At 62.6% G+C, this 26362-nt stretch carries 24 protein-coding genes and 3 tRNA genes; 13 read left to right on the plus strand and 14 right to left on the minus strand.

Going from position 1 to position 26362, the window contains the following annotated elements:
* Window positions 1-46: 46 nt before the first annotated feature.
* From GC119_RS06260 to purD, 8 genes are all read right to left on the minus strand, one after another.
* Window positions 47-1030, minus strand: coding sequence for a glycine betaine ABC transporter substrate-binding protein (locus GC119_RS06260; protein ID WP_083304183.1), 984 nt, complete (start codon window positions 1028-1030; stop codon window positions 47-49).
* Window positions 1031-1087: 57 nt separating this feature from the next.
* Window positions 1088-2413: a hypothetical protein gene (locus GC119_RS06265; RefSeq protein ID WP_141750225.1), complete on the minus strand. Its 1326-nt coding sequence runs from the start codon at window positions 2411-2413 to the stop codon at window positions 1088-1090.
* Entirely contained in the window at window positions 2406-4496 is a 2091-nt protein-coding gene (locus tag GC119_RS06270; RefSeq protein WP_070575106.1) for an alpha/beta hydrolase family protein, read from the minus strand. Before GC119_RS06270 ends, GC119_RS06265 begins: the two co-directional genes overlap by 8 nt.
* Window positions 4497-4610: 114 nt before the next feature.
* Complete coding sequence (locus tag GC119_RS06275) at window positions 4611-5666, minus strand: DUF6882 domain-containing protein (RefSeq protein ID WP_070575103.1); 1056 nt, start codon at window positions 5664-5666, stop codon at window positions 4611-4613.
* Between the two features lie 4 nt (window positions 5667-5670).
* Window positions 5671-6411, minus strand: a complete 741-nt coding sequence (purQ, locus tag GC119_RS06280; RefSeq protein ID WP_070575363.1) for a phosphoribosylformylglycinamidine synthase subunit PurQ — start codon at window positions 6409-6411, stop codon at window positions 5671-5673.
* A gap of 38 nt (window positions 6412-6449) precedes the next feature.
* On the minus strand, window positions 6450-6707 hold the full coding sequence (gene purS, locus GC119_RS06285) for a phosphoribosylformylglycinamidine synthase subunit PurS (protein WP_070575100.1): 258 nt from the start codon (window positions 6705-6707) through the stop codon (window positions 6450-6452).
* Window positions 6708-6851: 144 nt separating this feature from the next.
* Window positions 6852-7775 (minus strand): phosphoribosylaminoimidazolesuccinocarboxamide synthase, encoded by a 924-nt coding sequence (locus GC119_RS06290; RefSeq protein ID WP_070575097.1) that lies wholly within the window; start codon window positions 7773-7775, stop codon window positions 6852-6854.
* On the minus strand, window positions 7772-9061 hold the full coding sequence (gene purD, locus GC119_RS06295; protein WP_070575360.1) for a phosphoribosylamine--glycine ligase: 1290 nt from the start codon (window positions 9059-9061) through the stop codon (window positions 7772-7774). Before purD ends, GC119_RS06290 begins: the two co-directional genes overlap by 4 nt.
* A gap of 75 nt (window positions 9062-9136) precedes the next feature.
* On the opposite strand from purD, the gene GC119_RS06300 reads away from it, so the two are divergent.
* From GC119_RS06300 to purM, 5 genes are read left to right on the plus strand one after another with little or no spacing between them, the layout of a single operon-like run.
* Window positions 9137-10207, plus strand: coding sequence for an asparaginase (locus GC119_RS06300; protein WP_070575357.1), 1071 nt, complete (start codon window positions 9137-9139; stop codon window positions 10205-10207).
* A gap of 40 nt (window positions 10208-10247) precedes the next feature.
* Window positions 10248-10631: a sterol carrier family protein gene (locus GC119_RS06305; RefSeq protein ID WP_070575094.1), complete on the plus strand. Its 384-nt coding sequence runs from the start codon at window positions 10248-10250 to the stop codon at window positions 10629-10631.
* 52 nt (window positions 10632-10683) lie between these two features.
* Window positions 10684-11115 carry a hypothetical protein gene (locus tag GC119_RS10945; protein WP_070575091.1) on the plus strand — a complete coding sequence of 144 codons (432 nt, stop codon included), beginning with the start codon at window positions 10684-10686 and terminating at the stop codon, window positions 11113-11115.
* 31 nt (window positions 11116-11146) lie between these two features.
* Window positions 11147-12658, plus strand: coding sequence for an amidophosphoribosyltransferase (gene purF, locus GC119_RS06315; protein WP_070575088.1), 1512 nt, complete (start codon window positions 11147-11149; stop codon window positions 12656-12658).
* A gap of 1 nt (window position 12659) precedes the next feature.
* Window positions 12660-13832, plus strand: a complete 1173-nt coding sequence (gene purM / locus GC119_RS06320; protein WP_226829318.1) for a phosphoribosylformylglycinamidine cyclo-ligase — start codon at window positions 12660-12662, stop codon at window positions 13830-13832.
* A gap of 154 nt (window positions 13833-13986) precedes the next feature.
* On the opposite strand, the gene GC119_RS06325 is transcribed toward purM, so the two are convergent.
* Entirely contained in the window at window positions 13987-14187 is a 201-nt protein-coding gene (locus GC119_RS06325) for a DUF3073 domain-containing protein (RefSeq protein WP_070575086.1), read from the minus strand.
* Window positions 14188-14350: 163 nt separating this feature from the next.
* On the opposite strand from GC119_RS06325, the gene GC119_RS06330 reads away from it, so the two are divergent.
* The 5 genes from GC119_RS06330 to GC119_RS06350 all read left to right on the plus strand — a co-directional run bounded on the left by GC119_RS06330 (window position 14351) and on the right by GC119_RS06350 (window position 20842).
* Window positions 14351-15169 carry a hypothetical protein gene (locus tag GC119_RS06330; protein WP_070575084.1) on the plus strand — a complete coding sequence of 273 codons (819 nt, stop codon included), beginning with the start codon at window positions 14351-14353 and terminating at the stop codon, window positions 15167-15169.
* A gap of 116 nt (window positions 15170-15285) precedes the next feature.
* Window positions 15286-16269 (plus strand): methylenetetrahydrofolate reductase, encoded by a 984-nt coding sequence (locus tag GC119_RS06335; protein ID WP_070575081.1) that lies wholly within the window; start codon window positions 15286-15288, stop codon window positions 16267-16269.
* A 133-nt stretch (window positions 16270-16402) separates the two neighbouring features.
* Window positions 16403-18757 (plus strand): 5-methyltetrahydropteroyltriglutamate--homocysteine S-methyltransferase, encoded by a 2355-nt coding sequence (metE, locus tag GC119_RS06340; RefSeq protein WP_151952753.1) that lies wholly within the window; start codon window positions 16403-16405, stop codon window positions 18755-18757.
* Between the two features lie 180 nt (window positions 18758-18937).
* Window positions 18938-19927: a magnesium and cobalt transport protein CorA gene (locus GC119_RS06345; RefSeq protein WP_226829320.1), complete on the plus strand. Its 990-nt coding sequence runs from the start codon at window positions 18938-18940 to the stop codon at window positions 19925-19927.
* A complete protein-coding gene (locus tag GC119_RS06350) occupies window positions 19928-20842 on the plus strand; it encodes a hypothetical protein (protein ID WP_070575071.1) in 915 nt (304 codons plus the stop codon). It begins immediately after the preceding gene.
* 103 nt (window positions 20843-20945) lie between these two features.
* Here the strand turns inward: GC119_RS06350 and GC119_RS06355 are convergent, their stop codons facing one another.
* The 4 genes from GC119_RS06355 to GC119_RS06370 form a co-directional block, all read right to left on the minus strand.
* Window positions 20946-22295, minus strand: a complete 1350-nt coding sequence (locus GC119_RS06355) for a sodium/glutamate symporter (RefSeq protein ID WP_070575068.1) — start codon at window positions 22293-22295, stop codon at window positions 20946-20948.
* Window positions 22296-22574: 279 nt separating this feature from the next.
* A tRNA-Phe gene (locus tag GC119_RS06360) sits at window positions 22575-22650 on the minus strand.
* A gap of 63 nt (window positions 22651-22713) precedes the next feature.
* Window positions 22714-22787, minus strand: a tRNA-Asp gene (locus GC119_RS06365).
* A 32-nt stretch (window positions 22788-22819) separates the two neighbouring features.
* Window positions 22820-22892: transfer RNA gene (locus GC119_RS06370), tRNA-Glu, on the minus strand.
* A gap of 200 nt (window positions 22893-23092) precedes the next feature.
* Here GC119_RS06370 and GC119_RS06375 point away from each other — a divergent pair.
* From GC119_RS06375 to ybaK, 3 genes are all read left to right on the plus strand, one after another.
* Window positions 23093-23446 (plus strand): metallopeptidase family protein, encoded by a 354-nt coding sequence (locus GC119_RS06375; RefSeq protein WP_070575066.1) that lies wholly within the window; start codon window positions 23093-23095, stop codon window positions 23444-23446.
* Window positions 23447-23781: 335 nt separating this feature from the next.
* The gene (locus tag GC119_RS06380; RefSeq protein ID WP_070575063.1) at window positions 23782-24948 is read left to right on the plus strand and encodes a hypothetical protein; all 1167 of its coding nucleotides are present in this window, start codon (window positions 23782-23784) and stop codon (window positions 24946-24948) included.
* A gap of 218 nt (window positions 24949-25166) precedes the next feature.
* Window positions 25167-25655, plus strand: a complete 489-nt coding sequence (gene ybaK / locus GC119_RS06385) for a Cys-tRNA(Pro) deacylase (protein ID WP_070575060.1) — start codon at window positions 25167-25169, stop codon at window positions 25653-25655.
* A 34-nt stretch (window positions 25656-25689) separates the two neighbouring features.
* Here the strand turns inward: ybaK and GC119_RS06390 are convergent, their stop codons facing one another.
* Window positions 25690-26361, minus strand: coding sequence for a YigZ family protein (locus GC119_RS06390; RefSeq protein WP_083304181.1), 672 nt, complete (start codon window positions 26359-26361; stop codon window positions 25690-25692).
* Window position 26362 lies beyond the last annotated feature (1 nt).

Consider the following 26362-nt stretch of genomic DNA (forward strand, 5'->3'; position numbering starts at 1 on the left):
GGTGTATGACGGGCCGTGAAGTGAAGATGACGTTATGCGGCGGAAATCAGCTGTCTGCGCTGAGGCCGCCGCCCTGCCATTCGTCGAAGAAGTCCTGGTTGTCCTGAGCCCATTCATCGACGGCTTTCTGCGGTTCTTTGCCGTCGTAGTCTTTGGCCATGACCTTCTCCAGGCCCTCCAGACGTTCTGGGGTCAGCGCCAGATTCTTCAGGGCCTGCGCTGCCTGCGGGTGTTCATCCGTAAAGCCGACACGTGAGAACGAGTAGAGGAAGTCTGGGTCGCCGAAGGCACCGAGGTCGTCTTCGAGGTCGCGGATGTTGAACTCGTCGTACGCCCAGTGCGGGTGCCACAGAGTGACGGCGATGTTGTCGCCGCTGTTCTCAGCCTTGCTCAAAGCTGCGAGCATTGCCGGGGTCGACGATGAGATGAGCTTGAAGTTTTCCAGGCCGTATTCTGGGATGACGTCTTTTTCCATTGCGCCCATGAGGCCTGAGCCCTTTTCGATGCCGACGATCTCGCCGCTGAAGTCGTCCTTGTGGTCCTTCAGCTCGCTGAGTTTGGTGATCGGGGCATCTTCGTTGACGGCCACGACGTTCTGGGCCTGGTCGTACCAGCATCCTTGGTCTTCGAGTTTGTCCTGGTATTCCTCGATGTACTTTGCGTGGGTGACCGGCAGCATTGACGATGACATCCAGTCGACATCACCGTTGGCGGTGGCGACAAAGCCGGGGGCCAGATCGAACATCTTGACTTCGACCGAGTAGTCGTAGTTCTTCTCCAGAAGATATTTGGCCAGGTGCGCGGTCGCGATCGTTTCATCCCAACCGTTGAACGCGGCGACGGTCACGGATTTGTCTTCGTCTTCTGCGCTTTCAACGCCGTCGAGCGGTTTGGAGTTTTCCGCGGGCGTGCAGTCGCCCCAGTCGCGATCCTTGTTCGCTTCAGTGGTGCCCCCGCTTCCTCCGCTGCAGCCGGTGAACAGCATGACAGCGGAAACGCTGAGAGCGGTGAGTAGGCGTGCAGTTTTCACGATGCTCCTTCGATAGCGGTTGTCATCGTTTTCACAGTAACAAGCGGGTTGGCTGCCTTACAGGCTGCGCGCGAGTACATGCCGTGTCACCTGGCGGTGGCTCACCGCACAGCGAAGGGCCCAGTAGGCTAAAAGGCCGAAAAAGGGAAGCACTCCGTCTGCCAGCAGAACGAAAAGCAGGGCCAGGGGAATCTGCGCGCACCACACACCCAGCGCATTGCTGACGAACTCGCGGTTCGTCATCCCGAACAGCCGCAGCAGAGTGACATTGCCGTACGTCAATCCCGCGATGGGGCACAGCAGCGCGACGACAGCAGTCGAGAGACGGACGGCGGAGACGACATCGGAATCAGGTGACGAAAACGGTGCGGCAGCAAATCCACCCAGCAGCACGAGAAAGCCGACAGCAGCTCCGATCAAGAAGAACGTTCTGCGCACTTCCCTCGCTCCGCCTCGGATGGTGTTCGGGTCTTCCGCATAGACCTTGCCGAGGATGTACAGGGCTGCGGACGACACACTGGATACAAAGATGAATGCGAGCAGATGGGCCTGCACGCCAAAGCGCATTCCCGCCAGTGCGGCTGTGCCCGAGGCGGCGAGAATCAGCGTGAAGACAACATTTCCGCCGTAGTCCACGACCGCGGAGCCCACTGCAGGCCAGGCGAGCTTTGGCCACTCGGCATAGCTCCTGCGGACTTCGGCGCTCGGTTTGTTCTGTGTGCGGTGTCTTGCGATGAGGCCCGCGAGGAAAAACAGCGGCAGGATTGTGCTGATGGTGCTCCCAATACCAGCTCCGAAGGCCCCGAGCTCCGGTGCAGGGCCGAGACCGTAGATGAGCACTGCGTCCAGCAGAAGGTTTGCAGGACCGGAAATCAAAAAGGCGATCAGTGGGACGCTCGTCCGACCCCAAGCCACAAGAGCAATCGCCATGGTTGCCCCGGCGATTTCTGTGACGAGGGACGGTGCGCGGCCCGCACTGTATGACAGAGCCGCCGACCATGTGGCGTCGCTGAGCGTGAAAAAGCCCCAGGCGGACGCGGCCACGCCAGCGCATGAGAGCAGGGCGGCAAACGGCAGAACTCGCTTCAGGGCGATTGCCAAACCACCTGTTTCCAGGCCGCCATCGTCACCCTGTGGCTGACGAGGGGCCAAAATACGGTAGGCCATGAGTGCGCCGAGCAGCGCGTTGATGGGCAGTTCATACAGTGCCGCACCCAGAGCCACACCGGCCAGTGCCGATGTCGAATAGTGCGCTATCAACAGCGAGTCGGTTACTCCTAAGACGACGCTGCCGATTGCCGCGAGCAGCGGCGGCCAGGTGTACGTGAACAGCACACCCGGCCGCAGCAGTCGGCCATGACCCGGCGAGTCTGTCCTAGCCAAGTTCCGCTGCCGTCTGGGTTTCTTCGCCCAGCACGTGGTGGCGCAGGAAGTCGATGAATGTGCGGTACCAGACCTCCGCATTGCCGCGGCCCAAAATCCAGTGGCCCTCGTCGGGGAAGTACAGGAAGCGATGCTGCGTCAGCCCGTCCGGCCCAGCTGGGGTCTTCGTCTTGCGCAGCAGGTCAAACCACAGTTCCTGACCCTGGCCGATGGGCACCCGGTAGTCCTTGTCGCCGTGGATGACGAGCATGGGGATTTCGATGTCGGCAGCGTACAGGTGCGGTGAGTACTCCCGCGACTGACCGGCCATCGCGTCGTTCCACGAAGAATTGTCGGTTGTCCGGCCCATGGATTCCGTGTTCCACAGGGACGCGTGGGTGACAGCGCACTTAAAGCGCGAACCCGTGTGCCCAGCAACCCAGTTGGTCATATAGCCGCCGTAGGACCCACCGGCAAAAGCCGTGCGCACAGAGTCGATGTCAGCGCGCTTTTCGGTCGCGTCGGTCAAAGCCATGATGTCGGTGAAAGGTGTGCCGCCCAGCTGCTGCTGACCGCGGGCAATCATGTTCTGGCCGTAGCCGGTGGAAATCGCGGGATCCGGCAGGAGCACCGCAAAGCCGGCAGCCACAAACGGTGCCGGGTTCCACCTGTAGGTCCACGCATTCCACGATCCCCACGGACCACCGTGTGCAAACACAACAAGCGGGTGTGGGCCGTCGCCTTCCGGCAGCGACAGCCAGGCGCGAATCTCGGTGCTGTCCTCAGCAGTCGCAGTGACCTCGTCAAGCCGACCCGGCACCTTGACCGCTCCGGTCGGATTGGCAAGTTCGGTGACCTCACCGCTGGTCGGGTCGATTGCCACCGGCTGCGGTGGGCAGTCAATGGCAGAGCGCAGAGCCACCACGCGGCCGTCGTGTACGGCAAGCCCGGAGTAGGTGTACTTCTGCCCCGGACCGCCAGCCAGCCTGCGCGGGGCCGAATCGTTCAGACCACCGATCCACACGGAACCGCGGCCGTGGTCATCGGATGCGGCCACAAGCGTGCTGTCATCGAGCCACACAGTGTCAAACCACTGGTCGAACTCCGGCCACAGGCGCTGCTCACCGGTCAACCCGCCAGCCCTGTCAACGGAGTGGACGTAGGTCTGAGGGTCCAAATCCTGATTGGGCATCCATTCGGCGACGTGTTCAATGACTACGCGCGAATCATCCGGGCTGAGCGCACCCAGCCAGCGCGCGTCCGTGGGCTGGGACGTCAGCAGCTGCTGGGGCGCGTGTTCGCCGGTCAGGTCGACCCGGTGGATGCTCACCTGGTCGATGTGGTCTATGAGTGTCCGCCGCACTGTCACCAGCGCCCACGCGCCGTCGGCGGAAACCTCCCACGCGATGAGAGTGCCGTCCGGCATCTGCGGGTATGTGAAGTCCAGAAGCGGCGGAAGGCCGTCGCCGTCGCGCTTGAGCGCAAAATCGTCCGAGGTGGAGCTCAGCTTCCCCAAATCCTGCGGCAGCTGTGCCACCGCCAGTCGGTTCACACTCGGCCCGAGGTCGGAATCCCAGCGGCGGGTGGGGAACTCAGCGTGCAGGATGCCGGAGACTTTCGCGTCTGAGCGCTTCTTGGCAAGCTCAGCGTGTTCTTCTTCGCTGTTCGCCTGCGAGTGCACTGCCAGCTGTGCCACAAGCACACCGGGGCGACAGACGACCTGGCCGAAACCGCCGGGGCGTGTGGCAATGCGACGCGCCTCACCGCGGGCCGGAAGCAGAAACAGTGCGGCGTCGCCGGGTTCTTCGCCGTCATCACCGGCACGCTTGGCGGTGAAGAACACCGAGCCGTCGTCGGCGATATCTGTCGCACCGATCGAAGCTGCTCCGCGGGTCAAACGCCGTGGGGTCGCGTAATCGGTGTTCTTATCACCGGCGAGCTCAGCCAGATGCGTGGCGTAGGAGCGCCCCGTGCCGTCCAGCGATTGTACGGAGGCCAACAGGGGACCGCCGTCACGGCGACAGCTCAGACCAGTGGTGCGCGGCGCATCGAGAAGTGACGTGAGGGTGGGGATGTATGCGGGGGAGTGAGCTTCTTCGGTCATGCCGACACCCTACCGGCGCAAAGTGACCCCAGACACAAAGGGGGCTCGCGGGTGCGACCCGTCAGCGCAGCAGAGCCGCAATAGCAGCAGCCGGTAAGGCCGCTTCCGTCCTCGTCATCGGCCGAACAGCCTTTCGAAGAATCCCTTTTTCTTCTTGGGCTGGTCTTCGACCGGTGCCGGGCTCTCGGTTTTGGGCTCGGGTTCCGATGTGTCTTCCTCTGCCGACTCCGAAGGCGCTTCCTGCTTTTCGGGAGCCTCTGCGGCTTCAGGAGCCTCGGTTGAATCGGGAGCCTGCGGCGCCTCGGCCTCTTCGGGTTCCGTGGGTGCAGGTGTTGGTTCGCTGACTTCGCCGACGCCCGAGTAGTGTTCGCCCGGGGCGGGGGTGGCCTCTTCGGCACGCGGTTCTTCATCGACTTGTTCAAGCACGCTGAAGTCGACTTCGATCGGCACCGACTGCGGTGCAACCGGCTGCGCGGCGGTGAACTGCGCCTCAGCTTCGCCAGCCAGCGGTGCGTGAACTTGGCAGCTGGTCAGGCGGGAGTGTTTGTCGAAGTCGATGTCAGCTGAACCGTCGGTCAGCAGGATCCGCAGGCTGGTGCCCTCCAGGGGAGCGACAGCAAAGCCGCGCAGCGCCGCATAGTCAAGCAGCGCCTGCCTGTGACCGGTGATGCTTCCTGACTTCACACCGGCAGCCAGCGCTTTGACGACGGAGCGGATGGTCGGTCCGAGCTCGCCCAGTCCGTGCACGTCCAGCAGAGTCCAGACGGTCATCGTGCCGGTTTTCAGCGGGTAGTGCACCCAGTGGCCCGTGATCCGCTTGGCGGCGATCACCAGGCCGAGGGCGTCGTCATCACCTGCTTTGAACTCATCGAGCGTGAGGTCGTTGATCCCCTCGCTCTGACCGTAGTCGCGCACTGCGTTGGCCAGTTCGACAACGGGACCGGAGAAGTCGCTGAGCTCCGACCACGCCCACCGCCAGGTTCCGGACACAGTGTCGGTGGAACCCAGAAGATGGACGTCGGCGTGCAGCTGATCGCCGAACACAATGTGCCCGCGCTGCAGGTCGACTTCCCATTCGCCATTGGTCTGGGCCAGAAGAGATTCAAAGGTCCTTTGGGCTTCGACCGATCCGAAAGCAGCCTGTCGCAGCAGGGTATCCATTTCGCTCATGAACTCATTTCTCCAAAACTGTGCGCAGCACGGACGTGAAGAACCCCTGACCGTCGACGCCCTGGCGCATGCCGGAAGCGGAATCGGGGCCGAAGCCGGCTTCGACAGCGTGTTCGGGGTGGGGCATGAGTCCTGCGACGTTGCCGCGCTTGTTGGTCACACCCGCGATGAGGTCGATTGATCCGTTGGGGTTGGCGCCCACGTAGCGGGCGAGCACCTGGCCGTCCGCTTCGAGCTCCCGGAGGGTTTCAGCGGGAGCCTGGAAGGAGCCTTCGCCGTTCTTCAGCGGGATGATGATCTTTTCGCCGGCTTCGTAGTCGCGGGTCCAGGCGGTGTCGGCGTTGACGATTTCGAGTTCCTGGTCCTTGCAGATGAACTGCTGGGCGGAGTTGCGCACGAGAGCTCCGGGCAGCAGTCCGGCTTCGCACAGAACCTGGAAGCCGTTGCAGATGCCCAGGACGGGCATGCCGTCCTCGGCTGCGGCGGTCACGGACTCCATGACGGGAGCAAAGCGGGCGATAGCGCCGCAGCGCAGGTAATCGCCGTAGCTGAAGCCGCCCGGCAGAATCACAGCGTCGACGCTCTTGAGGTCTGCATCCGCGTGCCACAGGCTCACGGCCTGTGCTCCCGAGAGCGTGACGGCCCGAGCGGCGTCGCGGTCGTCGAGGGTGCCGGGGAACGTGACAATGCCGATGCGCACGTTCTGGGCCCCCTCGAGCACCGTGGTTGAGCGCTGGGCTCCGATAAGTGGTCCGCCGTCGGTGTAGGCGGTGCGGGTGGCGGTCACTTGTTGCCGTCCTCAGCGGGGTAGACGCCGACAACGTCTTCGATGATGGTGTTGGCCAGCAGCGTTTCGGCTGCCTTCTTCACCTGTTCGAGGACTTCGTCCGTGGGTTCGCCGTCGTGCTCAAGCTCAAAGCGCTTGCCCTGGCGAACCGCGAAACCGGAGAATCCCAGACGATCGAGTCCCGCCCCGATGGCTTTGCCCTGGGGATCGAGGATCTCGGGTTTCGGCATGACCTCGACGATGTAACGTGCCACCTGCGCTCCTTCGTTCGCTCCGGTGATGACGGCGCCATCATCTTAACAACGTACGAAGGCACTTACGATGAGCCGCGCAGCCGCCTCACCAGGTGTTGGACCCGGGCCCCGTAGGCCGTCAGGCCCACTTTCCGGCCGGTGCGGTCACACGGTGGTCGAGCGCTCTGGGAAGGGGTCGCCCGTGATCCTTTCGAAGGCCTCGATGTAGCGTGCCGAGGTCTTTTCGATGATGTCCTGGGGCAGCTGTGGGGGCTGCTGTCCGCTGTTCTTGTCCCAGCCCGATGCGGGGCTGGTCAGCCAGTCGCGGACGAATTGCTTGTCGAAACTCGCCTGCGATCTGCCCGGCTGATAGTCGTGTGCGTCCCAGAAGCGCGAGGAGTCCGGGGTGAGCACCTCGTCTCCCAGCACAATGTCACCGGCACCGTTGCGGCCGAACTCGAACTTCGTGTCAGCCAGGATGATGCCGCGCTCGCGGGCGATTTCCTCAGCCCGCGCATACACCTTGAGCGTGAGCTCCCGGAGAGCCTGTGCATCAGCTTCGCCGAGCATGTCGGCTGACTTCTCGAAGGTGATGTTTTCGTCGTGTTGGCCGACCTCGGCTTTTGCCGCGGGCGTGTAGATCGGATCGGCAAGACGATCGGATTCGCCGAGCCCTTCGGGCAGCGCCACTCCGCAGACAGCTCCGGTTCGCTGGTAGTCGGCCAGCCCCGATCCGGTCAGGTAGCCCCGTGCCACGCACTCGATGGGGAACATGGTGAGCGGTTCGCAGATGAGTCCGCGCCCGGCAACCTCAGCGGGCACATCGGCGCTCACCACGTGGTTGCCGACGATGTCCCCCAGCTGGTCGAACCACCAGGCGGACAGCCCGGTGAGGACGGCGCCCTTGTGGGGGATCTCCGATTCCAGTACGAAGTCGTAGGCGGAGATGCGATCGGATGCGACCATGAGCAGTGACGGGGCGACCTCAATCGACTCGGCGCTTTCGGGCACGTAGAGGTCGCGGACCTTGCCGGAGTAGACGTGCTTCCAGCCCGGAACGGCGACTGCCTCAACCTGGTGGCCTGTCATCGGCTTCCTCCCTGCGGGATCGTGATGCGGTTTTCTGCCGCGGCCTGGGCAATGTCGGTGCGATGGTGCTCGCCGCGCCACTCAATAAGGTCAACGGCCTCGTAGGCGCGGCTGCGCGCGTCGGCAAGATCGGCACCGAGTGCGGTCACCGACAGAACGCGTCCGCCGCTGGTTGCAAGCTCGCCGCTTTCAGTCGTTGACGTTCCAGCGTGGAACACGTGCACGTCTTCCAGTGCGTTGGCCTGGTCGATGCCGGTGATGACATCGCCCTTGGCGGGGCTGGCCGGGTAGTTCTGCGCGGCCATGACAACCGTGACGGCCGCCTTGTCGGCCCATTCAAGCGGCGGCAGCTGTGCCAGCCGACCGGTTGCCGCGGCGTGCAGCACAGTGCCCAGAGGGCTTGTCAGCCGCTGCAGAACAGCCTGGGTTTCCGGATCGCCGAACCGGGCGTTGAACTCGATGACCTCAATGCCGTTCTTCGTCAGCGCCAGCCCGCAGTACAGCAGGCCCACAAAGGGCATTCCGCGGCGGGCCATTTCATCGACAACCGGCTGTGCGACCTGCGCAATGACGTCGTCGACCAGCCCCGCGGGAGCCCACGGCAGGGGAGTGTAGGCGCCCATGCCGCCGGTGTTGGGGCCCTCATCGTCGTCCAGTGCCCGCTTGAAGTCCTGCGCCGGGGCCAGCGGAGCCGTGGTGGTGCCGTCGCACAGCACGAACAGCGACACCTCGGGCCCGTCGAGGAAGTCCTCGATGACAACGCGGTCCGCTTCGGCAAGACACGCGCGGGCGTGGGCCAGAGCTTCGTCCCTGTCAGATGTGACGACAACACCCTTGCCGGCGGCCAGACCGTCGGCTTTGACCACGTGAGGGGCACCGAATCGGTCAAATGCTTCTTCGCATTCGGTAAGTGAGGCCGCGGCAACCGACTGCGATGTGGGAACTCCCGCAGCTTCCATGATCTCCTTGGCAAAGGCCTTCGAGCCTTCAAGCTCTGCCGCAGCGGCATCCGGGCCGAAGACTGCGATCCCCGCTTCCCGCAGCGCATCGCCGACACCGGCAACCAGGGGAGCCTCGGGGCCGATCACCACGAGGTCTGCCGCAAGCTCGTGGGCAAGTGCGACAACCGCCTGAGGGTCGGTCAGTTCTACGCCGCGGATCTCACATTCCTGTGCCATACCCGGATTGCCGGGCGCTGCGAAGAGCGCGTGAACTCCGGGATCGGCGGCCAAACCGGTGACAAGGGCGTGTTCGCGGGCGCCCGAACCCAAAACCAAGACCTTCACACCGAAAAGTTTAGCCGTCAACATCGCACGGGCTCTGACGTGACCTCGTGGCGGCGTGCGCTTAGGGTGTACGGCATGCAGACCTTCACCGCAGACAGCTCCGAAGAGCTCGCCGTCGTATCCCGCTCTGACTTCGTCGAATCGCGGCACATCGGCTCGGCGGCTCTCGTAGACCCCAGCGGTGCTGTCGTCGCAGCGATAGGGGCCCCTGCGGAGCCGGTGTTCGCCCGGTCGTGCCTCAAACCGCTGCAGGCGATTGCGTGCATGCAGCTGGGCGTGCCGCTTTCCGGGGAGGCCGCGGTTCTGGCAAGCGCCAGCCACCGTGCAGAAGCCGAACACGTGTCGGTTGTTACGAGCATGCTGTCGTCGGTCAACCTCGGCGAAGACGACCTCCAGTGCCCATCCTGCGCACCGGCTGATGCTGACAACAGGGCGGCTATGCGCATGAGCGGCCGGGCTGAATCGCGGCTGTTCTTCAACTGCTCCGGCAAACACGCCGCCTTCCTCATGGCACAGAAGATCGCAGGTTCACGGCCGGAAGACTATCTGCGCCCCGATTCGATCGTGCAGAAGCAGGTCCGGCAGACAGTGGAGGACTTCTGCGGTGAAGCTGTCAGCGCTGCTGGAATCGACGGGTGCGGAGCCCCCGTGTATGCGCTGAGCCTGCCCGGTCTGGCCCGCGGAATCTCCGGCGCGGCCGCTGGAAGAACCGAGAGCGCTCATCAGCTGATGTCTGCCGTTTTGGGCAGCCCGTGGGCAATCGAAGGCCGCGGCAAAGAGAACTCGGTCGTCATCGAACGGCTGGGCATCCTCGCCAAAAAAGGCGCCGAGGGCGTGTGTGTCATGGCTACACCCGATGGCTGGGCGGCTGCGGTCAAAGTGCTCGACGGTTCTTCGCGCCCGGCCTCACTTGTCGCCCTGCGCCTGCTTGCATCCGCAGGTGCGGTGAACATGGAGGCCGCGCTGGGGGTTCTGTCCGATATTGCCCCGCGCGTTACGGGCGGGGCAGACGAACACGGACGCGCGCTCGATGCTGGTGAAGTTCTGCCCGGCGCGGGCCTGCTGGCCGCGGAATCCAAACTCGCCGCATCCAGGCCGGACGCCCCGACCGGCACAGCCGCCGACCGCGAAGACCTCCCGGTCTGAGACCCGAACTGAACCGCACCGAACAGCACTGAGGAGCAGCATGAGCATCCGCCGTCGCATTGATCCCGAAGAAGGGCGTCGAGCACTCGAGGTTTGGCAGGAGTGGCGCAACCACCAAAGCGGTGACGTCGACCGAGCGACCCTCGCCACCGCCGTGCGCTACGCCGTGGAGGAATTCGCTGAGCGCAACCCCGGTGGTGCGGTCGAAATCCGCATCCCGCCGTTTGCCGCCGCCCAGGCCATCGAGGGTCCCAAGCACTCCCGCGGAACACCCCCGAATGTCGTCGAGGTCCAGCCGGAGACCTGGCTCCTGCTGGTCACGGGGCAGGCTGACTTCGCTGACGAGGTGAAGGCTGGCCGGGTGGAAGCCTCCGGCACCCGCTCAGACCTGAGCGAGCATCTGCCTCTTCGCGGCGTGCTCTAGAATCGTCTGCCGGTCCGCAAACTGCCTCAAGCCCAGTCGTCTGGAGAACCCGATGAAGAAAACCGCCCTCGTCTCCGTCCGTCGAGCCCCGAAGTACGGGTCCTTCGCTGCCGTCGGGGCGCTTGTTGGAGTTCTCATCGCCGGTGTGCTGGCTTTTCTTCCCTTCGACATGGGCGAGCTGAGCCAGGAGTACAGCCGCGGCGCGGTCGTCGGCATGGGAGTTGTTCTGCTCGCGCTGACCGGAGCCGTGCTGGGTGCCGGGGTCGCACTGATTCTGGATGCGGTTCTGCGGCGCAAGGCGCGCACCGTGGAAGTCACCGGCCACTACGAAGAGCAGGGCGGACCAGAAGCTGACGCAGCAGAAGGCTCCCGGGCAGCCCAAGCCGAAGAAGAGGAAGCCGACGGCACCTCGCTCGAAACCAGCCCAGAAGAGCAGCGCGACCAGACAGCCGCCGAACAGACCCGCGCAGACCGAGAGGGCTGAATCCGGCAGAGCGTGTGGAACAATAGCGACTGTGGCACGTGCAGATGGACACCTGACAGCTGTTGTTGACTCCGCCGACAAAGGCCAAGACGAATGTGGCGTTTTCGGTGTGTGGGCACCGGGTGAGGAAGTCGCCAAGCTCAGCTACTTCGGCCTCTACGCCCTGCAGCACCGCGGCACTCAATCGGCTGGCATTGCCGCCTCGACCGGTGAGCAGATCCTCGTTTTCCGCGACATGGGGCTCGTCTCCCAGGTGTTTGACGAAAACGACCTCGAAACCCTGCCGGGCCACATGGCCATCGGCCACACCCGCTATTCCACAACCGGCGCGCACGCCTGGGAAAACGCCCAGCCCACCCTGGGCCCAACAGGCTACGGATCTGTTGCGCTGTGCCACAACGGCAACCTCACGAACTTCGACGAACTCCAAAGCCTGGCCGATGAGCGCCTGGACAAGCACCGCGAAATCGTTGCCGCCCACAAGCAGAAACCGCGGCGCACACGCGCCCACCGCGACTCATCGTCTGACACATCGCTCATCACGGAGCTGCTCGCATCATCCGATGCCGACAATCTGACTGACGCCGCACTGGGCCTCCTGCCGCAGATCAAGGGAGCTTTCAGCCTCGTGTTCATGGACGAGAACACCCTGTACGCCGCGCGTGACCGCCACGGTGTGCGACCGCTGGCGCTGGGCAAGATCGACCGCGGTTGGGTTGTGGCATCAGAAACCGCCGCTCTTGACATCGTCGGAGCGTCGTTCGTGCGCGAAATCCAGCCCGGCGAACTCATAGCAATTGACGAAGACGGTCTGCGCAGCCACCGCTTTGCCCAGGAGCAGGCTGCCCGCTGCGTTTTTGAATACGTCTACCTGGCTCGGCCCGACAGCGTCATCAACGGCAAAACGGTGCACAGTTCGCGGGTCGAAATGGGCCGCCGTCTGGCCCGTGAGCACCCAGTCGATGCCGATCTCGTGATCGCCACCCCGGACTCCGGTACGCCCGCCGCGGTCGGCTACGCAGAAGAATCCGGCATCCCGTTTGGGCAGGGGCTGATGAAGAACGCCTACGTCGGCCGCACATTCATCCAGCCCTCGCAGACCATCCGCCAGCTGGGCATTCGGCTCAAGCTCAACCCGGTGAAAGAGAACATCGAGGGCAAGCGCCTGGTGGTTGTGGACGATTCGATTGTCCGCGGCAACACGCAGCGCGCGCTCATCCGCATGCTCCGCGAAGCCGGCGCCAAGGAAATCCATGTGCGGATCTCCGCACCGCCGGTCAAGTGGCCGTGTTTCTTCGGCATTGACTTCGCCACCCGCGCCGAACTCATTGCCAACGGCCTCGACACCCAGGAGATCTGCCGTTCTCTGGGGGCTGATTCGCTCGGCTACATCAGCCTGGACGGCATGATCGAGGCAACAACGCAGAACAGCAGTGAGCTGTGCACGGCCTGCTTCTCCGGTGACTACAGGATTCCGATTCCACCGCAAGCCGATCTGACTGACTCAGAACTCTCTGGAACATCTGGAACAAAGGACAGCTGACATGACTCCGCCGAATTCCGCGACTGGCCCCCTGCACGGACCGGCTGCTTCTACAGGCCAAGCGGATGAAGACGGCCACCGTCTGACCGACAGGCCCGAAACCACCTATGCGTCGGCGGGTGTCGACGTCGAAGCCGGTGACCGTGCCGTTGAACTTATGAAGTCCGCTGTGGCGGCAACCCACAACGCGAACGTCGTCGGCGGTGTGGGCGGTTTCGCCGGCATGTTCGACGTTTCTTTCCTCAAGGACTACGACCGCCCGCTTCTGGCGTCCTCCACTGACGGTGTGGGCACAAAGGTTGCAATTGCCCAGCAGATGAACATTCACGACACTATCGGCTGGGACCTCGTGGGCATGGTGGTTGACGACATCATCGTCGGTGGGGCCAAGCCGATGTTCATGACCGACTACATTGCCTGCGGCAAGCTCGTTCCCGAACGGATCGCCGACATCGTCCGCGGTATTGCCGAAGCGTGCCGCGAAGCCGATGTTGCGCTGGTCGGTGGTGAAACCGCGGAACACCCCGGCCTGCTGGGCGAAGACGAATACGATGTTGCCGGTGCTGCCACGGGAGTCGTTGAGGCCGCCGATATGCTCGGTGCGCAGAAAGTGCAGACGGGCGATGTCCTCATCGGACTTCCCGCTTCCGGTCTGCATTCAAACGGGTATTCGCTGGTGCGGCGCATCATCGCGGATGCCGACTGGGACCTGCACGCGCGCGTTGATGAATTCGGCCGCACCCTGGGCGAAGAGCTCCTGGTGCCTACCCGGGTCTACACCGGCCAGCTGCTCGAACTTCTGGAAAACCAGCCCGGAGCGGTGCACGCCATGTCGCACGTGACCGGCGGCGGCCTATCGGCAAATATGGCTCGCGTCCTGCCGGCCGGTTCGATCGGCATTATGCGCCGCAGCACGTGGGAGGTTCCCCCGGTGTTCAGCGTGCTGGGCGACCTGGGAGGTGTTCCGCAGGCTGACCGTGAGCGCACGTGGAACATGGGTGTGGGCATGGTGCTCGTCGTCGACGCCGACCGCGTGGACGATGTGCTGGGCTCTTTCCGCGGTTCGTGGATTCTAGGCGAGGTTGCCGAAGACACCGGCAAACACTCATCCGACAGCTTCTACGTCACCGGCGCCAAGGGCGTCGACGGCGGTGCGGCCATCCTGCTGGACTGAGACTGTCCCGCAGCGGTGCCGCCTGACTGGGGCGGCACCTCGGCAGTTCACCAGCGCCCGGCGGTGCGCCGACCAAAACAGGCCAGCTAAAACAAGCAGTGGGGGCAGCCAGACCAAGCTGGCTGCCCCCACTGTCCGTGCAGACTAAGGCCCGTCAGTCTTCGTCGGAATCGTAGTCTGCGTATTTTTCTGCGTACTCGGAGTAGTCGGGATCGTCGTCGTACTGATCGTAGTCGTTCGATCCTGATTTGCCGGAAAGCTCCCGCTGAAGGGCGGAAAGGTCGGTTTCGGGGCTGTAGTACTTGAGTTTCCGGGCTACCTTGATCTGCTTTGCCTTAGCGCGGCCGCGACCCACAGGCGTCGACCCCCTCTTCGTCGATCCAGGGCACCCAAGATAGGCCCCGGTTTGCGTTTGTGTGCTTCAGTTCGGCGTCATTCTATCGGACCCCTATGCACTTTGCCATTTGAGACGGGCCATAAGACGCCGTTTGCTCAGCCGTGCGGCTAGGCTGGACGGTATGGCTTATGAGCGCAGGTATCAGGTTTGTCTGAGGGTTTTCGAACCGCTGGACGCACATCCGGAACTCGGCGACTATCCGGTGTCGGACAACCGCGCGATGATCGAGGAGCTTGTTGCAGCCGATGCTGACGCCCGGCTGATCAGCTTCCCACCGGACCCTATTGCCGATTCTTATCGCGGCACTCCGATTTTCCTCACGGCAGAAGAGTGGGGCGATGGCATTACGCGGGTCTGCCCGGTACAGGACGATATTCGCTCGTGGCACGCTGTTGACGCTTTGGCGGAGAACGTTTCACGCGATGAACTCGACACCCTTGTGCCGAAGTCCGCGCGCAGGCGTGCCGCTGCCCGGCGTGTGGAGTGGCTGCAGGACGACCCCGATGACCGTGTGTTCACCCGCACCGCCGCTTGGGAGGTTTCACCCGTGTGGTGGCTCGCCTTTGACCTCGACGCTGACAGGGTCCGCACTGACGAGGCGGAGGACGGCTCCCAGCGCACCTTCATCAGGACGGACATTGTGGCTGCCTCTGCTCGTGTGGGCTGGGCTCTGTCTGTGGTTCGGGAGAAGTCCCGGCTGCGCGCTGTTGTCGAATCCGCGGCGCAGTTCGGCAAGTGGCTGGAGACTTTTGATCCGAACGCGGTTCTTGAGCTCGACCTGGGCGGCATGACGGGTGTGCTCGATCCTGAGCAGGCGCAGGACTACGTTGACTCGTGGGTGGATGCGCTTGACTCCGATGACTTTGACAGCGCTGTCGCAGCCTTCAACCTGTACACGGAAAGCTGGGAGAAGCTGGGCCTGTTTTCCCGTTCCAGCTGAAGGACCGCACGTTCGCTGAGGCGTGTCGGCTGGGACGTGTGACGCTTTCTGACTGTTCGCGGCGGCTTCGTGACGATTGATGAACGCCGTCGCGGCCGGATTTCTAGTGTGACCGTATGGAACACGCACACCAAAGCAGACAATCCGCATCTGCGCCCGCACTGGCCGAAGACTTTGCAGCCGAGCTGCGGTTCCCGAGGCCCGTGCGCCCCGCACTGTCTTTCGAGGTCATGCCTGCGCGCACACCTCAGGCGCGTGAGGTTCTGCCGGAGCTGATCAGCGCTCTAGAAGCGTACGGGCCCGACTACGTGGCGATCACATCTTCAGCGAAATCCGGTTGGGTACAGGGGACGGCAGATTTTGTTCGCGAGCTTTCCGCAACCACCCGGCTTCGGCCTTTGGCGCACCTGGCGTGTACGGCCGCTCCCACGGTCGAGCTGCTGGAATGGGTGGAGCAGTTCATTGACGCCGGGGTGCGCGGTTTCCTCGCAGTTCGCGGGGACCTGGCCGCCGGACAGACCCGTCCACCGGAGAACCACCTGCCGCACGCGGATGCTCTCGTCACTCGTGTGCGGCAGCTGGAAAAACGCAGCGCTGCCCGCTTCTGCGGTGGCAGGCTGTCCCTGGGGGTTGCCGCGTATCCGTCGGGCCACCCCGAATCGAGCGGTCCGGACGAAGACCTCGACGTCCTCGCCGCGAAACAGCGGGCTGGTGCGGACTTCGCCATCACTCAGCTGTTCTTCGACACCTCGGCGTACAGTCGCCTGCTGCGCTCAGCCCACCTGGCCGGCGTCACCATGCCGATCATTCCCGGGATCTTACCGATCACCTCGTCCGCCCGGCTGAACAGAATGGCCCACCTGTCCGGTCTGGTGCCGCCCCAGCGGCTGACCGAGCAGCTGGAAGGAGCCCGCAGCCCCGCACACGCCCGCGACATCGGCTTGGCCGCCACCGTGGAACTCGCCCAGCGGGTTCTCGACGCGGGAGCTCCCGGCCTGCACTTCTACACCTTCAATGACCCGCGGACAACGCTCGAAGTGCTCAACCGACTGGGCATCGCCGCGAGGACTGTCGGTGCGGTCGGTCGTGAAGCTGTGTGAACCCGTGTGACGGACTGTGATCTTCCGTGACCGCCAGATGACAGCAGAGGGGAGCCCACCGGCCCATCGTCTTTAGTGTCGCAAGCGAAGGAAGTCAGACTGCGGCTTCCGGTACAGCTATGAGAGGACGCACATGTCTCACACTGAACGCACCTGGGCCGCTTACCCCACTGCGACCGTCACCGGCTACCCGCGGATCGGACCGAACCGCGAACTCAAGAGAGCCCTCGAAGCTCTGTGGTCAGGCAAGATCTCGCCTGCTGAATTTGAAACAGCGGCACGCTCCGTGCGGCTGGAAACCTACGGCCGACTGACAGAACTGGGCCTGAATCAGCCATACGCTGTGCCTGCCGACTTCGCCGCCTACGACCAGGTTCTTGAAACCGCCGCGGCCGTCGGAGTTCTCGGCGGTGCGGCTGGAGACCTCGATTGGGAAGAGTACTTTGCCCTTGCTCGCGGCACCGATGACCGCCCGGCCCTTGAAATGACCAAGTGGTTTGACACGAACTACCACTACCTCGTTCCTGAAATCGGTCCCGACACCGTTTTCACTCCCCGCCCACAGCGAGTGACGGCGCTCGTGGAAGAAGCCGCTTCGGCAGGCCACACTGTCCGTCCCGTACTGGTGGGGCCGGTGACTCTACTGGCACTGTCAAAGGCTGCGGAAGACTACCCGAACTTCCGGCCCCTGGACCGGCTTGACGATCTGGTGAAGAACTACGCGGTGGTTCTTGCTGCCCTGGCAGAAGCGGGAGTCGAATGGGTGCAGCTGGACGAACCGGCCCTTGTCGCCGACTTCGACGCCGCTGATGATGACCAACTGGCCGGTCTTGCACAATCGGCCTACAGCACTCTGCTGAGTGCCGCGGTCGGCGATGAGCGCCCGCAGATCGCAGTCACCGCCTCCTACGGTTCACTGCGGGCAGGCCTCGATGCGCTTGCCTCAGTCGCTCCCGAAGCTCTCACAGTCGACATCTCCAAACCTACTCTGCAAGCCGACCCGGACTACATACAACGGATCACGGCGGCCGTACCCCAGCTGACGCACCTGGTGGCCGGCATCATCGACGGCCGCAACATCTGGGCGGCAGACCTCGAAACCCAACTGGAAACACTGCGCGGTTTCGACCGGCCGGTATCCGTGAGTACCTCGACATCGCTGCTGCACGTGCCCTACACCCTTGAAGGCGAAGTGAACCTCCCCGTTGACGTCGCCGGATGGCTCTCCTTTGCAGAAGAGAAGGTCACGGAAATCGAAGCACTCGCAGAAGCACTCGCCACCGGAACCACGCAGAGCCGTGAGGTTGCCTTCGCGCGTGCCGCACGAGCACAGCGCACCCGCACCGAATCCGCCCGCACCCACAATGATGCGGTGCGACAGCGCACGGCAGCCCTGCCAGCCGAAGTCAGCCGCGGCGATGTCAATGAGCGCCGTGCCGCGCAGAAAGCCCGCCTGGGTCTGCCTGATCTGCCCACAACCACAATCGGCTCCTTCCCGCAGACCGATGACGTCCGCAAGGCTCGTGCGGCTTTCCGCGCCGGCAGGATCGACGAGGCCGAATACACCGACACCATGCGGGCCGAAATCAAACGCGTTGTCGACCTGCAGGAGGACATCGGGCTAGACGTCATCGTCCACGGTGAACCCGAACGCAACGACATGGTCCAGTACTTCGCAGAGAACCTCGACGGCTTCGTTACGACAGCCAACGGCTGGGTCCAGTCCTACGGCAGCCGCTGTACGCGCCCGCCGATCCTGTTCGGCGATGTCAGCCGTGCCGAGCCGATTACCGTCCCGTGGTCGTCCTATGCGGCCAGCCTCACCGACAAACCTGTCAAGGGCATGCTCACCGGACCGGTGACGATTCTTGCGTGGTCGTTCGTGCGCGACGACGAACCGCTCAGCGTGCCCGCCGACCAGATTGCGCTCGCCCTGGCAGACGAGGTCAGCGACCTTGAAGACGCAGGTATCCCGATTATCCAGATCGACGAACCTGCTCTGCGCGAACTGCTGCCTCTGCGCGAAGAACGCCGTGCTGAATACCTTCAGTGGGCTGTGCGCGCTTTCCGACTGTGCGCTGTGGGAGCTCGTGTGGACACGCAGATCCACACCCACTTGTGCTACTCCGAGTTCGGTCAGGTCATCACGGCAATTCAAGCACTCGATGCCGATGTCACCTCGATCGAGGCGGCGCGTTCGCGTATGGAGCTGCTGGATGCTCTCGATGACGGCTTCCACGCTGAGATCGGCCCGGGTGTGTGGGACATCCATTCGCCGCGCGTGCCGTCAACGGCCGAATTGGAGGATCTGCTGGGAGCGGCATTGAAGTCGATCGGCCCAGACCGCCTGTGGGTCAACCCGGACTGCGGTCTGAAGACGCGCGGCTACCGGGAGACCGAGGCGTCGCTGCGCAATCTGGTGCACGCTCGTGCCGCTTTGCTGGGCATTAGGCAGGGAGCTGGCGTCGCTGCGGCCGCTCATGTCTGAGGGTCCGCTGCTCTCAGCCTTCTGAGTGGACGCGGATTGACGGCTGGGACGTGTGAGAATGAGGGCATGGTTCGTGCTCACAACTCCAGTTCCAGTCGTCGGCTCCGCTTTCCTCGCGTTGCCAGCCGAAGTCGTGAGAAGACGGCTGCGCCGGCCCCCGTGCGGCACAACATTCGGGGTGTGTCCTTTGACAAGTTCGGTCTGCGTTCGATCGACATGGAACACGAGATCACGGCAATTGACACGCTTGCGCGCAAGCACGAGGACCGTGTGGTCGCATTTGCTGTTGACCGGCCGACTGCAGCACAGCTGAGTGAACTTGAGGACGTGTGGGATCTTCACCCGCTGCTGGTGGAGGACCTTGAGGCCAAAGAGCAGCGCGCCAAGGTCGAACGCTATGGCGATGTTCTTTTCGTGGTGGTCAACTCGGTTGTCTACCGGGACTCAAAAGAAGATATCGACGTCGGCGAAATTCACGTGCTCATGCGCGACAACCAAGTGGCTATTCTGTGTCAGAACGCTGCGGCCGCAGAAGCGTGGCACAGCCGTTCGGCCGATTTCATTCAACGTTGGTCTGAACACGACAGCCTCTTGGAACACGGCCCGGAGGCCGTCATTCACGGTCTGTTGGATTCCCTCGTCGATGACTATCCTCCGGTTCTGCGGGGGCTTGAACTCGACAAAGAGCAGATTGAACGACAGGTGTTTTCGGGTGATCCCGCGGTTGCCGAGCGCATTTACCGCCTGTCGCGTGAGGTCATCGAACTGCAGCAGGCCTCGTCGTCGATGATGGGCGTGATTCGCCGTCTGCTGCTCGGCATCACCCGGCACGGCTATGGAAAAGACGAAGAGCTGCAGACATATCTGGAAGATGTGTCTGACAACCTGGCGACCGTTATTCCTGACATCTCTGAGCTGCGGGATGCGCTCAATCAGATTCTGCAGGTCAATTCGACCCTCGTTTCGCAGCGCCAGAACGACGACATGAAGAAGATCTCCGGCTGGGCGGCCATTCTCTTTGCCCCAACGCTCATCGGCGCGATCTACGGTATGAACTTCACGGACATGCCGGAGCTCAGCTGGTCCTTCGGCTACCCGATGGCGATTGGTGCGATGGTCGCGCTCGCCGTGGTTCTGTACGTGGTGTTCAAGAAAAAGGGCTGGATGTAAGTGGACTTTTCCCGTGCTTTTCCCGCCGCGACGACTCTGTCGGTTCCGCGGGAGCTCCTTGCCGACGTTCGGGATGCAGGAATTGCGCGGCTTCTCGCGGGCGAAATTGACGAGGCCGAATATGAATCCGATATGCGTGCCGCCCGACTGTCAGCGTACCGCCAGCTGGCTGATGATGGGCTGTATGAACCGCATGCGATTCCGGCCGACTTTGCGCACGGTTCGCTGCTGGTTTCGACCGCGATTGTGCTGGGGCTCATCGGCGGTTCGAGCTCTCACGTGAGTCTGCGTGCTGAGCTCGATCTTGAACCACCCGCGGGTCTGACCGGTGCTGCGGCCCCGAGTGCCGGGCCAGTGCGTCCGGGACGGCTTTTCGATCTGCGGGCCGAAGCATTCGATGAGGAAGGGGTCGAAATCCGGCCGGTTCTCGCCGGTCCAGCATCTGTTCTTCGGGCTTTTGCCGGGGGACTGGCCGATGATGCCGCGGGGCAGGCGTGGGTCGATGTGCTCACCAACGCCTATTCCGAGGTCCTGCGACTTATGGCCGCTGACGGGACCGTGTGGGTGCAGATTGATGAGCGTCAGCCAGCGTTAGGCGAGGTCGATTCACCGGTCAGCGGTGCTGACCAGCTTGGTCGCAGGGTGTGGGAGAACATTGCCGTGCTCGAGGCGGATGTTGCCCGGCCGCGCATCTTCGCCGTGGGAGCCCCGCAGGGCACAGCGGTTGAAGCAGTTCTCGTTGAGACCGCCGAACAGGCCGATGCCTGCGGCGAAGCCAAAGCGGTGCTCGATCTGGGCAATGACCCGCGAGCAGCAACAGCGGCGCTGATTGCCGCCGGTGCACAGTTCCGCACCGCAGTGGCAGGAACAGCCGAAGAAGCTCGGGCAGCCGTCCTCCGCCTCGTCATGGGGTAGGAGAGAGGTGCACGGAAGCCGCACCTCGGCAGCTGTTGTCATAGAACGCGCCCGCCACCATCGGTGACGGGCGCGTTTCAGGATCTATGCGGGATGCGGGCGGCTACGCGGCGGTCGGTACGGCGGAGCGGTTGCGGACCGCGACGATCGCCAAGATGACCGCGGCAGCAGCGGCGATACCGCCCCAAATGCCAAGGATCGGCCAGGCCAAGCCTGCCATGGCGAGCGCCGGAACGAACGTCACCGCGGTGACTTCGGCCGGCACAACCGGAATGTAGGCGATGGCGAAGTCTTCCAGTGTTCCGGATTTCAGCTTGGGGTCGACAATGCGCAGCAGGGCGATCGCGGTGTTGACAGCACCTGTTGCCCAACCCCACGTGAAGATCTGCTTTTCGAACCAGCCGTCCTGCAGGGTGCGGGGCGCCACCAGCAGACCGAGAACCAGGCAGAACACAAGACCGACGACGAACAGGATTGACATCACCAGGAGGTTGTCGGCGACAGCCTGCATCTGAATGGACGCAATACCGCAGACCACGAGAATGTCGGTTGCGGAACCGGAAATCGAGGTGAGGCTGTCACGGTCGACGAATTTAGTGGTGCGGGTTGCTTTGAACAGACCGCGGACCACCAGGCCGACGAGGAAGGCAGCCGAGAAGGTGGGGAAGCTGACAGCGGGGAACCAGCTGCCCAACAGCGTAGTCACGCCGTAGGCAGCACCTGCGATAGCAAGAACTATGCCCACCTGGAAGCCCAGGGACTCAATGCTGGAACCGGAGAAACGGTGCTGCCCGATGGGTGTGCGACGGTCTTCTCCGGTGAGCACGCCTGTGCGCATGTCCTTCGGAATGGACTCCATGCCGGCGAACTCTTTGACGTGGCCCCGCATAGCGCCGATCTTCGCCTGGATGATGCCGCCCACAATGCCTGCGAGCAAGCCGACGGTTGCTGATGTGAAAGCGAGGGAGCGCAGATCTTCGTGCCCTGCACCGGCGTAGACATCTCCGATAGCCGCTGCAGTGCCGAAACCGCCGGCCCAGCCCGCGAACAGCAGTGTGCCGATTGTGAGGTCCGCGCCGAACACGGGGCCCAAAAGCAGCATGACGGCGAGAATGCCGATCGCAATCTGGGCGGTGTAGATGAGCACCCCGTATGCGGAAAAGCTCACGATGGGGCCCTTGATTTTGCGGAAGTCGAAGTCATCTGACATGGCCAGACACGCGAACACAACCACGATCAGAACGGAAGCGTAGGTGCCGAGCTCGTCGGAGAACGGCAGCAGGCCGAAGCCGTTGGGTCCCAGCGCCAGGCCGAGGAAGCCTGCGATGAACGATGCCGGGATGAGCAGTGACTGGAGCGTTTTCATGATCGCGCGCAGAAGCACGCCGACAGCCAACAGGGCCCCGATCATTCCCGCGTCAGTGAGAAGAGTCCAGGGAGTGAATTCAGACATGTGGTTCCTTCCGGCTCCGCTTTGCCGCGGCTTTGCGATCTGCAACAGGAGTCAGAGCAGTGATTGGCGACACAGAGTGTTCTCAGGAATCTTAACGGGTCTTAACAAAGCCTGCATGCTGTGCAGATCGGAAGCGCAGCCTGTGCGCGCTGTCCGGTCTGCTGTGCTGTGCGGCGCGTGGGTGGGAGCTGCAGCGGGCCCTCTCAAACTATGTATTCAAGGGGGAGTGAGAACGATGTCCGAATACGCGAAAACCCCCGCCGAAGCAGGGGTTTTGCTTGGTGGCTCCGACCGGCGTCGATCCGGTGACCTTTCGATTTTCAGTCGAACGCTCTACCAACTGAGCTACAGAGCCATCGACTGGCTGTTCAGTCGATAGAACGAAGGCTCTTCTGAAGCAGAAGAGCCCTGTGCTCCGCGACCCTGACGGGACTTGAACCCGCGACCTCCGCCGTGACAGGGCGGCGCGCTGACCAACTGCGCCACAGGGCCTTATTCTTTTAAATTGAAACCGAAGTTTCGAGTACCCCCAACGGGATTCGAACCCGTGTCGCCGCCGTGAAAGGGCGGAATCCTAGGCCGCTAGACGATGGGGGCCTGGTGTTTCTGACCGCTTCCGCGGTGAGCAACAGAGATAACTATATAGGCCGCTTTGAGAGAATGCAAAATCGAGGGCGGTGCCCCGGCGTGACCTTGGCCACGCGGGCTGCGGCGGCACTTTGGGCGGAGGGGATTCGGGCTCGGCTGATGCGCTGAGCCGGCCTAAACTGCCAAGTCAGACGGAGAGTGGAGGATGTGTGGAGAAGGGCATTTCGGACGACGAGTTCACTGCGGTCGTTGAGCTTGCACTGAGCGACCTTCCGGTCGAGCTGCGCGAGGCCATGAACAATGTCGCCATCCTCATCGAGGACGACGCTCCGCTGGAAGAGCCTGATCTTCTGGGACTCTATGAGGGTGTGGCGCTTACTGAGCGCGACTCCTCATATGGCTTCGTTCCGCCGGACACCATCAGTCTGTATAAGAACAACCTGGTCGCCTTCGCCATAGATGACGACGATCTGCGCGATCAGATCTACATCACCGTCATCCACGAAATCGCGCATCACTTCGGGATCGATGACCAACGCCTGCATGAACTGGGCTGGGCCTAGCTTCGTTTGAGCTCGGTTGACGCTGAGTCCTAGGCCGTATCGAGTCGAGCCTGCGTTGTACCCAAAGTTTGAGTGATTTTCGAAAAGCCTCGGAAAGTCTCCTGAGTTGAGCTTTGCCAGAGTACACGCGGAAGCCGTTCAAGCAGCTGTCAAAAAGGGTGGGGCCAGGGGCCCAAAATCAATAGGTCTAAATGCCTGTTTTCGGCGATTTTCCAGCCGGTTTTGCCATCGCGGACGCCGAATTCGCTGTGCTACGCTTTGGACTCGCTCAAAGATGTTATCCAGATGTTACTTTGATGCTGAATAAACATTTAAGCCGAAGGGGTAGACCGCAGGTGTTCACCAAAAAGAATCTTGCAAAGTATGCAATTGTTCCGTTGGCGATGGGGCTCGTCCTTCCTGCTTCTATTGCGGTAGAGGCAAAGGCCGCTCCTCCGAAGATCTCCTATGAGAGCGGTCGGTTTGAAACCGACTACAAGTTCAAGACGATCGAATTCTCAGGTCAGGACTGGGCTATTCGCTCCACTAATGATGTCATGGGCTGGGGTGGTCCGCAGGCTCCGCACCCCAGCGATGGCGAAGGTAAGTGGGTGCAGGGTGCCCATGTGAACGGCAAAGACGAGCTTGTTGTTCAGAATAAGGGCATTGACGGCGGCGTTGAGCTGATTGCTACGGAATCAACCGGTTATGGCACATACGAATTCAGCTACACCGGAGATTTCGACGGAATGGATCCGAGCAACGTTCTTGGAATCTTTACGTACGACACTGCAGAAGTTGCCATTGACCGTACGCCCGGAATGGAAAAGCACACCAATATGAAGGGCAGCTCGGAAATCGACTTCATTGAGATTTCCCGTTGGGGCAGCGCGGACCGTCCCAAAACCTTCGGTATGGTAACTGTTTACCCTGATGACCTTAAGGGCTTCGGCGACCGGGTTCCCCACAAGCGCTTTGATATCCCCAAGGGCGTTCAGACAATCAAGACAAAAGCCGTCTGGGATAAGAACTACCTGCGGGTTATCACATCGCTTGCAGATGGCACTGTCCTTTCGGATGACACTCAGACCAAGCGTGTCCCGAGGGACAACGGAACCCAGCAGCTTCGGGTGAACCTGTGGACGACGAAGGCGAACAAGTCGCTCTACCCGAAGGCTGAAGGTGACAAGATCACCTTCGACGACGCGACGTTCACCCCTGCGGGTGAAAAGCGCAAGACCGAAAAGAAGTCGGACAAGAGCACCACTGAACCGAGCACAAAGCCTGAGGACAAGTCCAAGTCCGACAAGAAGTCGGAGAAGTCCAAGGACTCCAAGAACACCAACGACTCGAACAAGTCGAAGGACCCGAAGAAGTCCGACAGCACGAAGGCACCGGAGACCACTCAGCCTGAAAAGCCGACTGAGAACACTGAAGAATCCAATGAAAAGGGCTCCGAAGACGGCAACGAGCGGATGAACCTGATCCAGAAGCTCATCGCCATCCTCACCGGCCAGGGATGATAGGCCAGATGAGCATCGCAATATAGCGGTACTGCCTTAAAGGAAGCACCCCGTCGCTTGTCGGCGGGGTGCTTTCGCGTTCACGCAAGGGTTTATCTACCTGAAGGCGAAACACCGAGACTCGCCCGTATTTGGTGCCATCGAACGGGTTTTCATATGGTTAACGGCAGACCAAACGGAATTGTGCCCGCACGCGCAGCCGTGCAGGAGGAAGCCTCGTGAAGACCCAGACCGCATCGACAACCGCACTCAAAGTGCTCAACGTCAAGGGAGTTTCCTACTCTCTGCACGAATACGTGCACGATCCGGCGGCTCGCCGCTATGGAACGGAAGCGGCTGACAAACTGGGAGTCGAATACGGGAGGGTGTTCAAAACCCTGATGATCCTCGTCGACGGACAGCCGACGATCGCGCTGGTGCCCGTATCGGGGCAGCTGGACCTCAAAGCCGCTGCGACTGCCGTCGGCGGCCGCAAAGCCCAGCTGGCGGGCGTGGCCGAAACCGAGCGCCGCACCGGATTCATCACAGGGGGAGTGAGCCCCTTCGGGCAGCGGCGTCAGCACCCCGTCATAGCTGACAAGACAATTGCAGACTATCCGACGGTGTTTGTGTCAGCCGGCAAGCGCGGCCTGCAGGTGGAAATGCAGCCCGAGGACATCGTGTCACTCACCCAGGCCAAAGTCGGCCGAATAGCGACCCTCGACTGACCGCAGCTTGACGGCCCCTGCGCGCAGCGAACAGCTATACGTAGCGGGGTGTGCCGATCAGCGGCTGTGCAGCACCGGCGCTGAGGTCGGCCAGCATGCGCACGTAGTCATCGACATCGTCAGCGGGAACTCCCGTGTGCACGGTGACATCCGCCGCGTACTCGGCATCGATGATCTTCCAGCCGCGCTGTTCGGCGCGTGCTCGAACAGTGTCCGCCGTCGAATAGTCCAGACGCGCACTGACGGGGACGATGAGGCTGCGGGTGATGATCTTCGTCCGCGCAAGAGCTTCGGAAGCAGCCGAACCGTAGGCGCGGACAAGCCCACCGGCACCCAGCAGAACTCCGCCGAAGTAGCGGGTCACAACCGCAACAGTGTCTGTCAGTCCGCTGCCGTTCAGAACATCGAGGATCGGAGCGCCTGCTGTTCCTGCTGGCTCGCCGTCGTCATTGGACCGCTGTGTGCGTGCGTCTGGACCCAGAATGTAGGCGGTGCACCAGTGACGGGCTTTGGGGTGCAGCTGTTTCTGCTCGTCGATGATCCGCCGCGCTTCTTCTTCAGTCGATGCAGGCGCAACAAGGCCGATGAACTCGGATTTTTTGATCTCCAGGGTCGCCGAACCGACACCGGCCACGCTGCGGAAGCTCTCCACGGGGAATTGTGCGAGAGCCGCTCGCAGCTGCTCGGCAGAGTCTTCGAGCCTCACG

It is taken from the genome of Brevibacterium sp. Marseille-P9724 (genome assembly GCF_902500275.1).
Classification (GTDB): domain Bacteria; phylum Actinomycetota; class Actinomycetes; order Actinomycetales; family Brevibacteriaceae; genus Brevibacterium.

Excerpts from the sequence above, each read along its gene's own strand:
- GC119_RS10945 (WP_070575091.1), top strand. The coding sequence starts at position 10,684 with ATGAAGAAAACCGCCCTCGTCTCCGTCCGTCGAGCCCCGAAGTACGGG.
- GC119_RS06275 (WP_070575103.1), bottom strand. The coding sequence starts at position 5,666 with ATGAGCGAAATGGATACCCTGCTGCGACAGGCTGCTTTCGGATCGGTC.
- purM (WP_226829318.1), top strand. The coding sequence starts at position 12,660 with ATGACTCCGCCGAATTCCGCGACTGGCCCCCTGCACGGACCGGCTGCT.
- GC119_RS06290 (WP_070575097.1), bottom strand. The coding sequence starts at position 7,775 with ATGACAGGCCACCAGGTTGAGGCAGTCGCCGTTCCGGGCTGGAAGCAC.
- metE (WP_151952753.1), top strand. The coding sequence starts at position 16,403 with ATGTCTCACACTGAACGCACCTGGGCCGCTTACCCCACTGCGACCGTC.
- GC119_RS06335 (WP_070575081.1), top strand. The coding sequence starts at position 15,286 with ATGGAACACGCACACCAAAGCAGACAATCCGCATCTGCGCCCGCACTG.
- GC119_RS06305 (WP_070575094.1), top strand. The coding sequence starts at position 10,248 with ATGAGCATCCGCCGTCGCATTGATCCCGAAGAAGGGCGTCGAGCACTC.
- GC119_RS06300 (WP_070575357.1), top strand. The coding sequence starts at position 9,137 with ATGCAGACCTTCACCGCAGACAGCTCCGAAGAGCTCGCCGTCGTATCC.
- GC119_RS06330 (WP_070575084.1), top strand. The coding sequence starts at position 14,351 with ATGGCTTATGAGCGCAGGTATCAGGTTTGTCTGAGGGTTTTCGAACCG.
- GC119_RS06270 (WP_070575106.1), bottom strand. The coding sequence starts at position 4,496 with ATGACCGAAGAAGCTCACTCCCCCGCATACATCCCCACCCTCACGTCA.
- GC119_RS06355 (WP_070575068.1), bottom strand. The coding sequence starts at position 22,295 with ATGTCTGAATTCACTCCCTGGACTCTTCTCACTGACGCGGGAATGATC.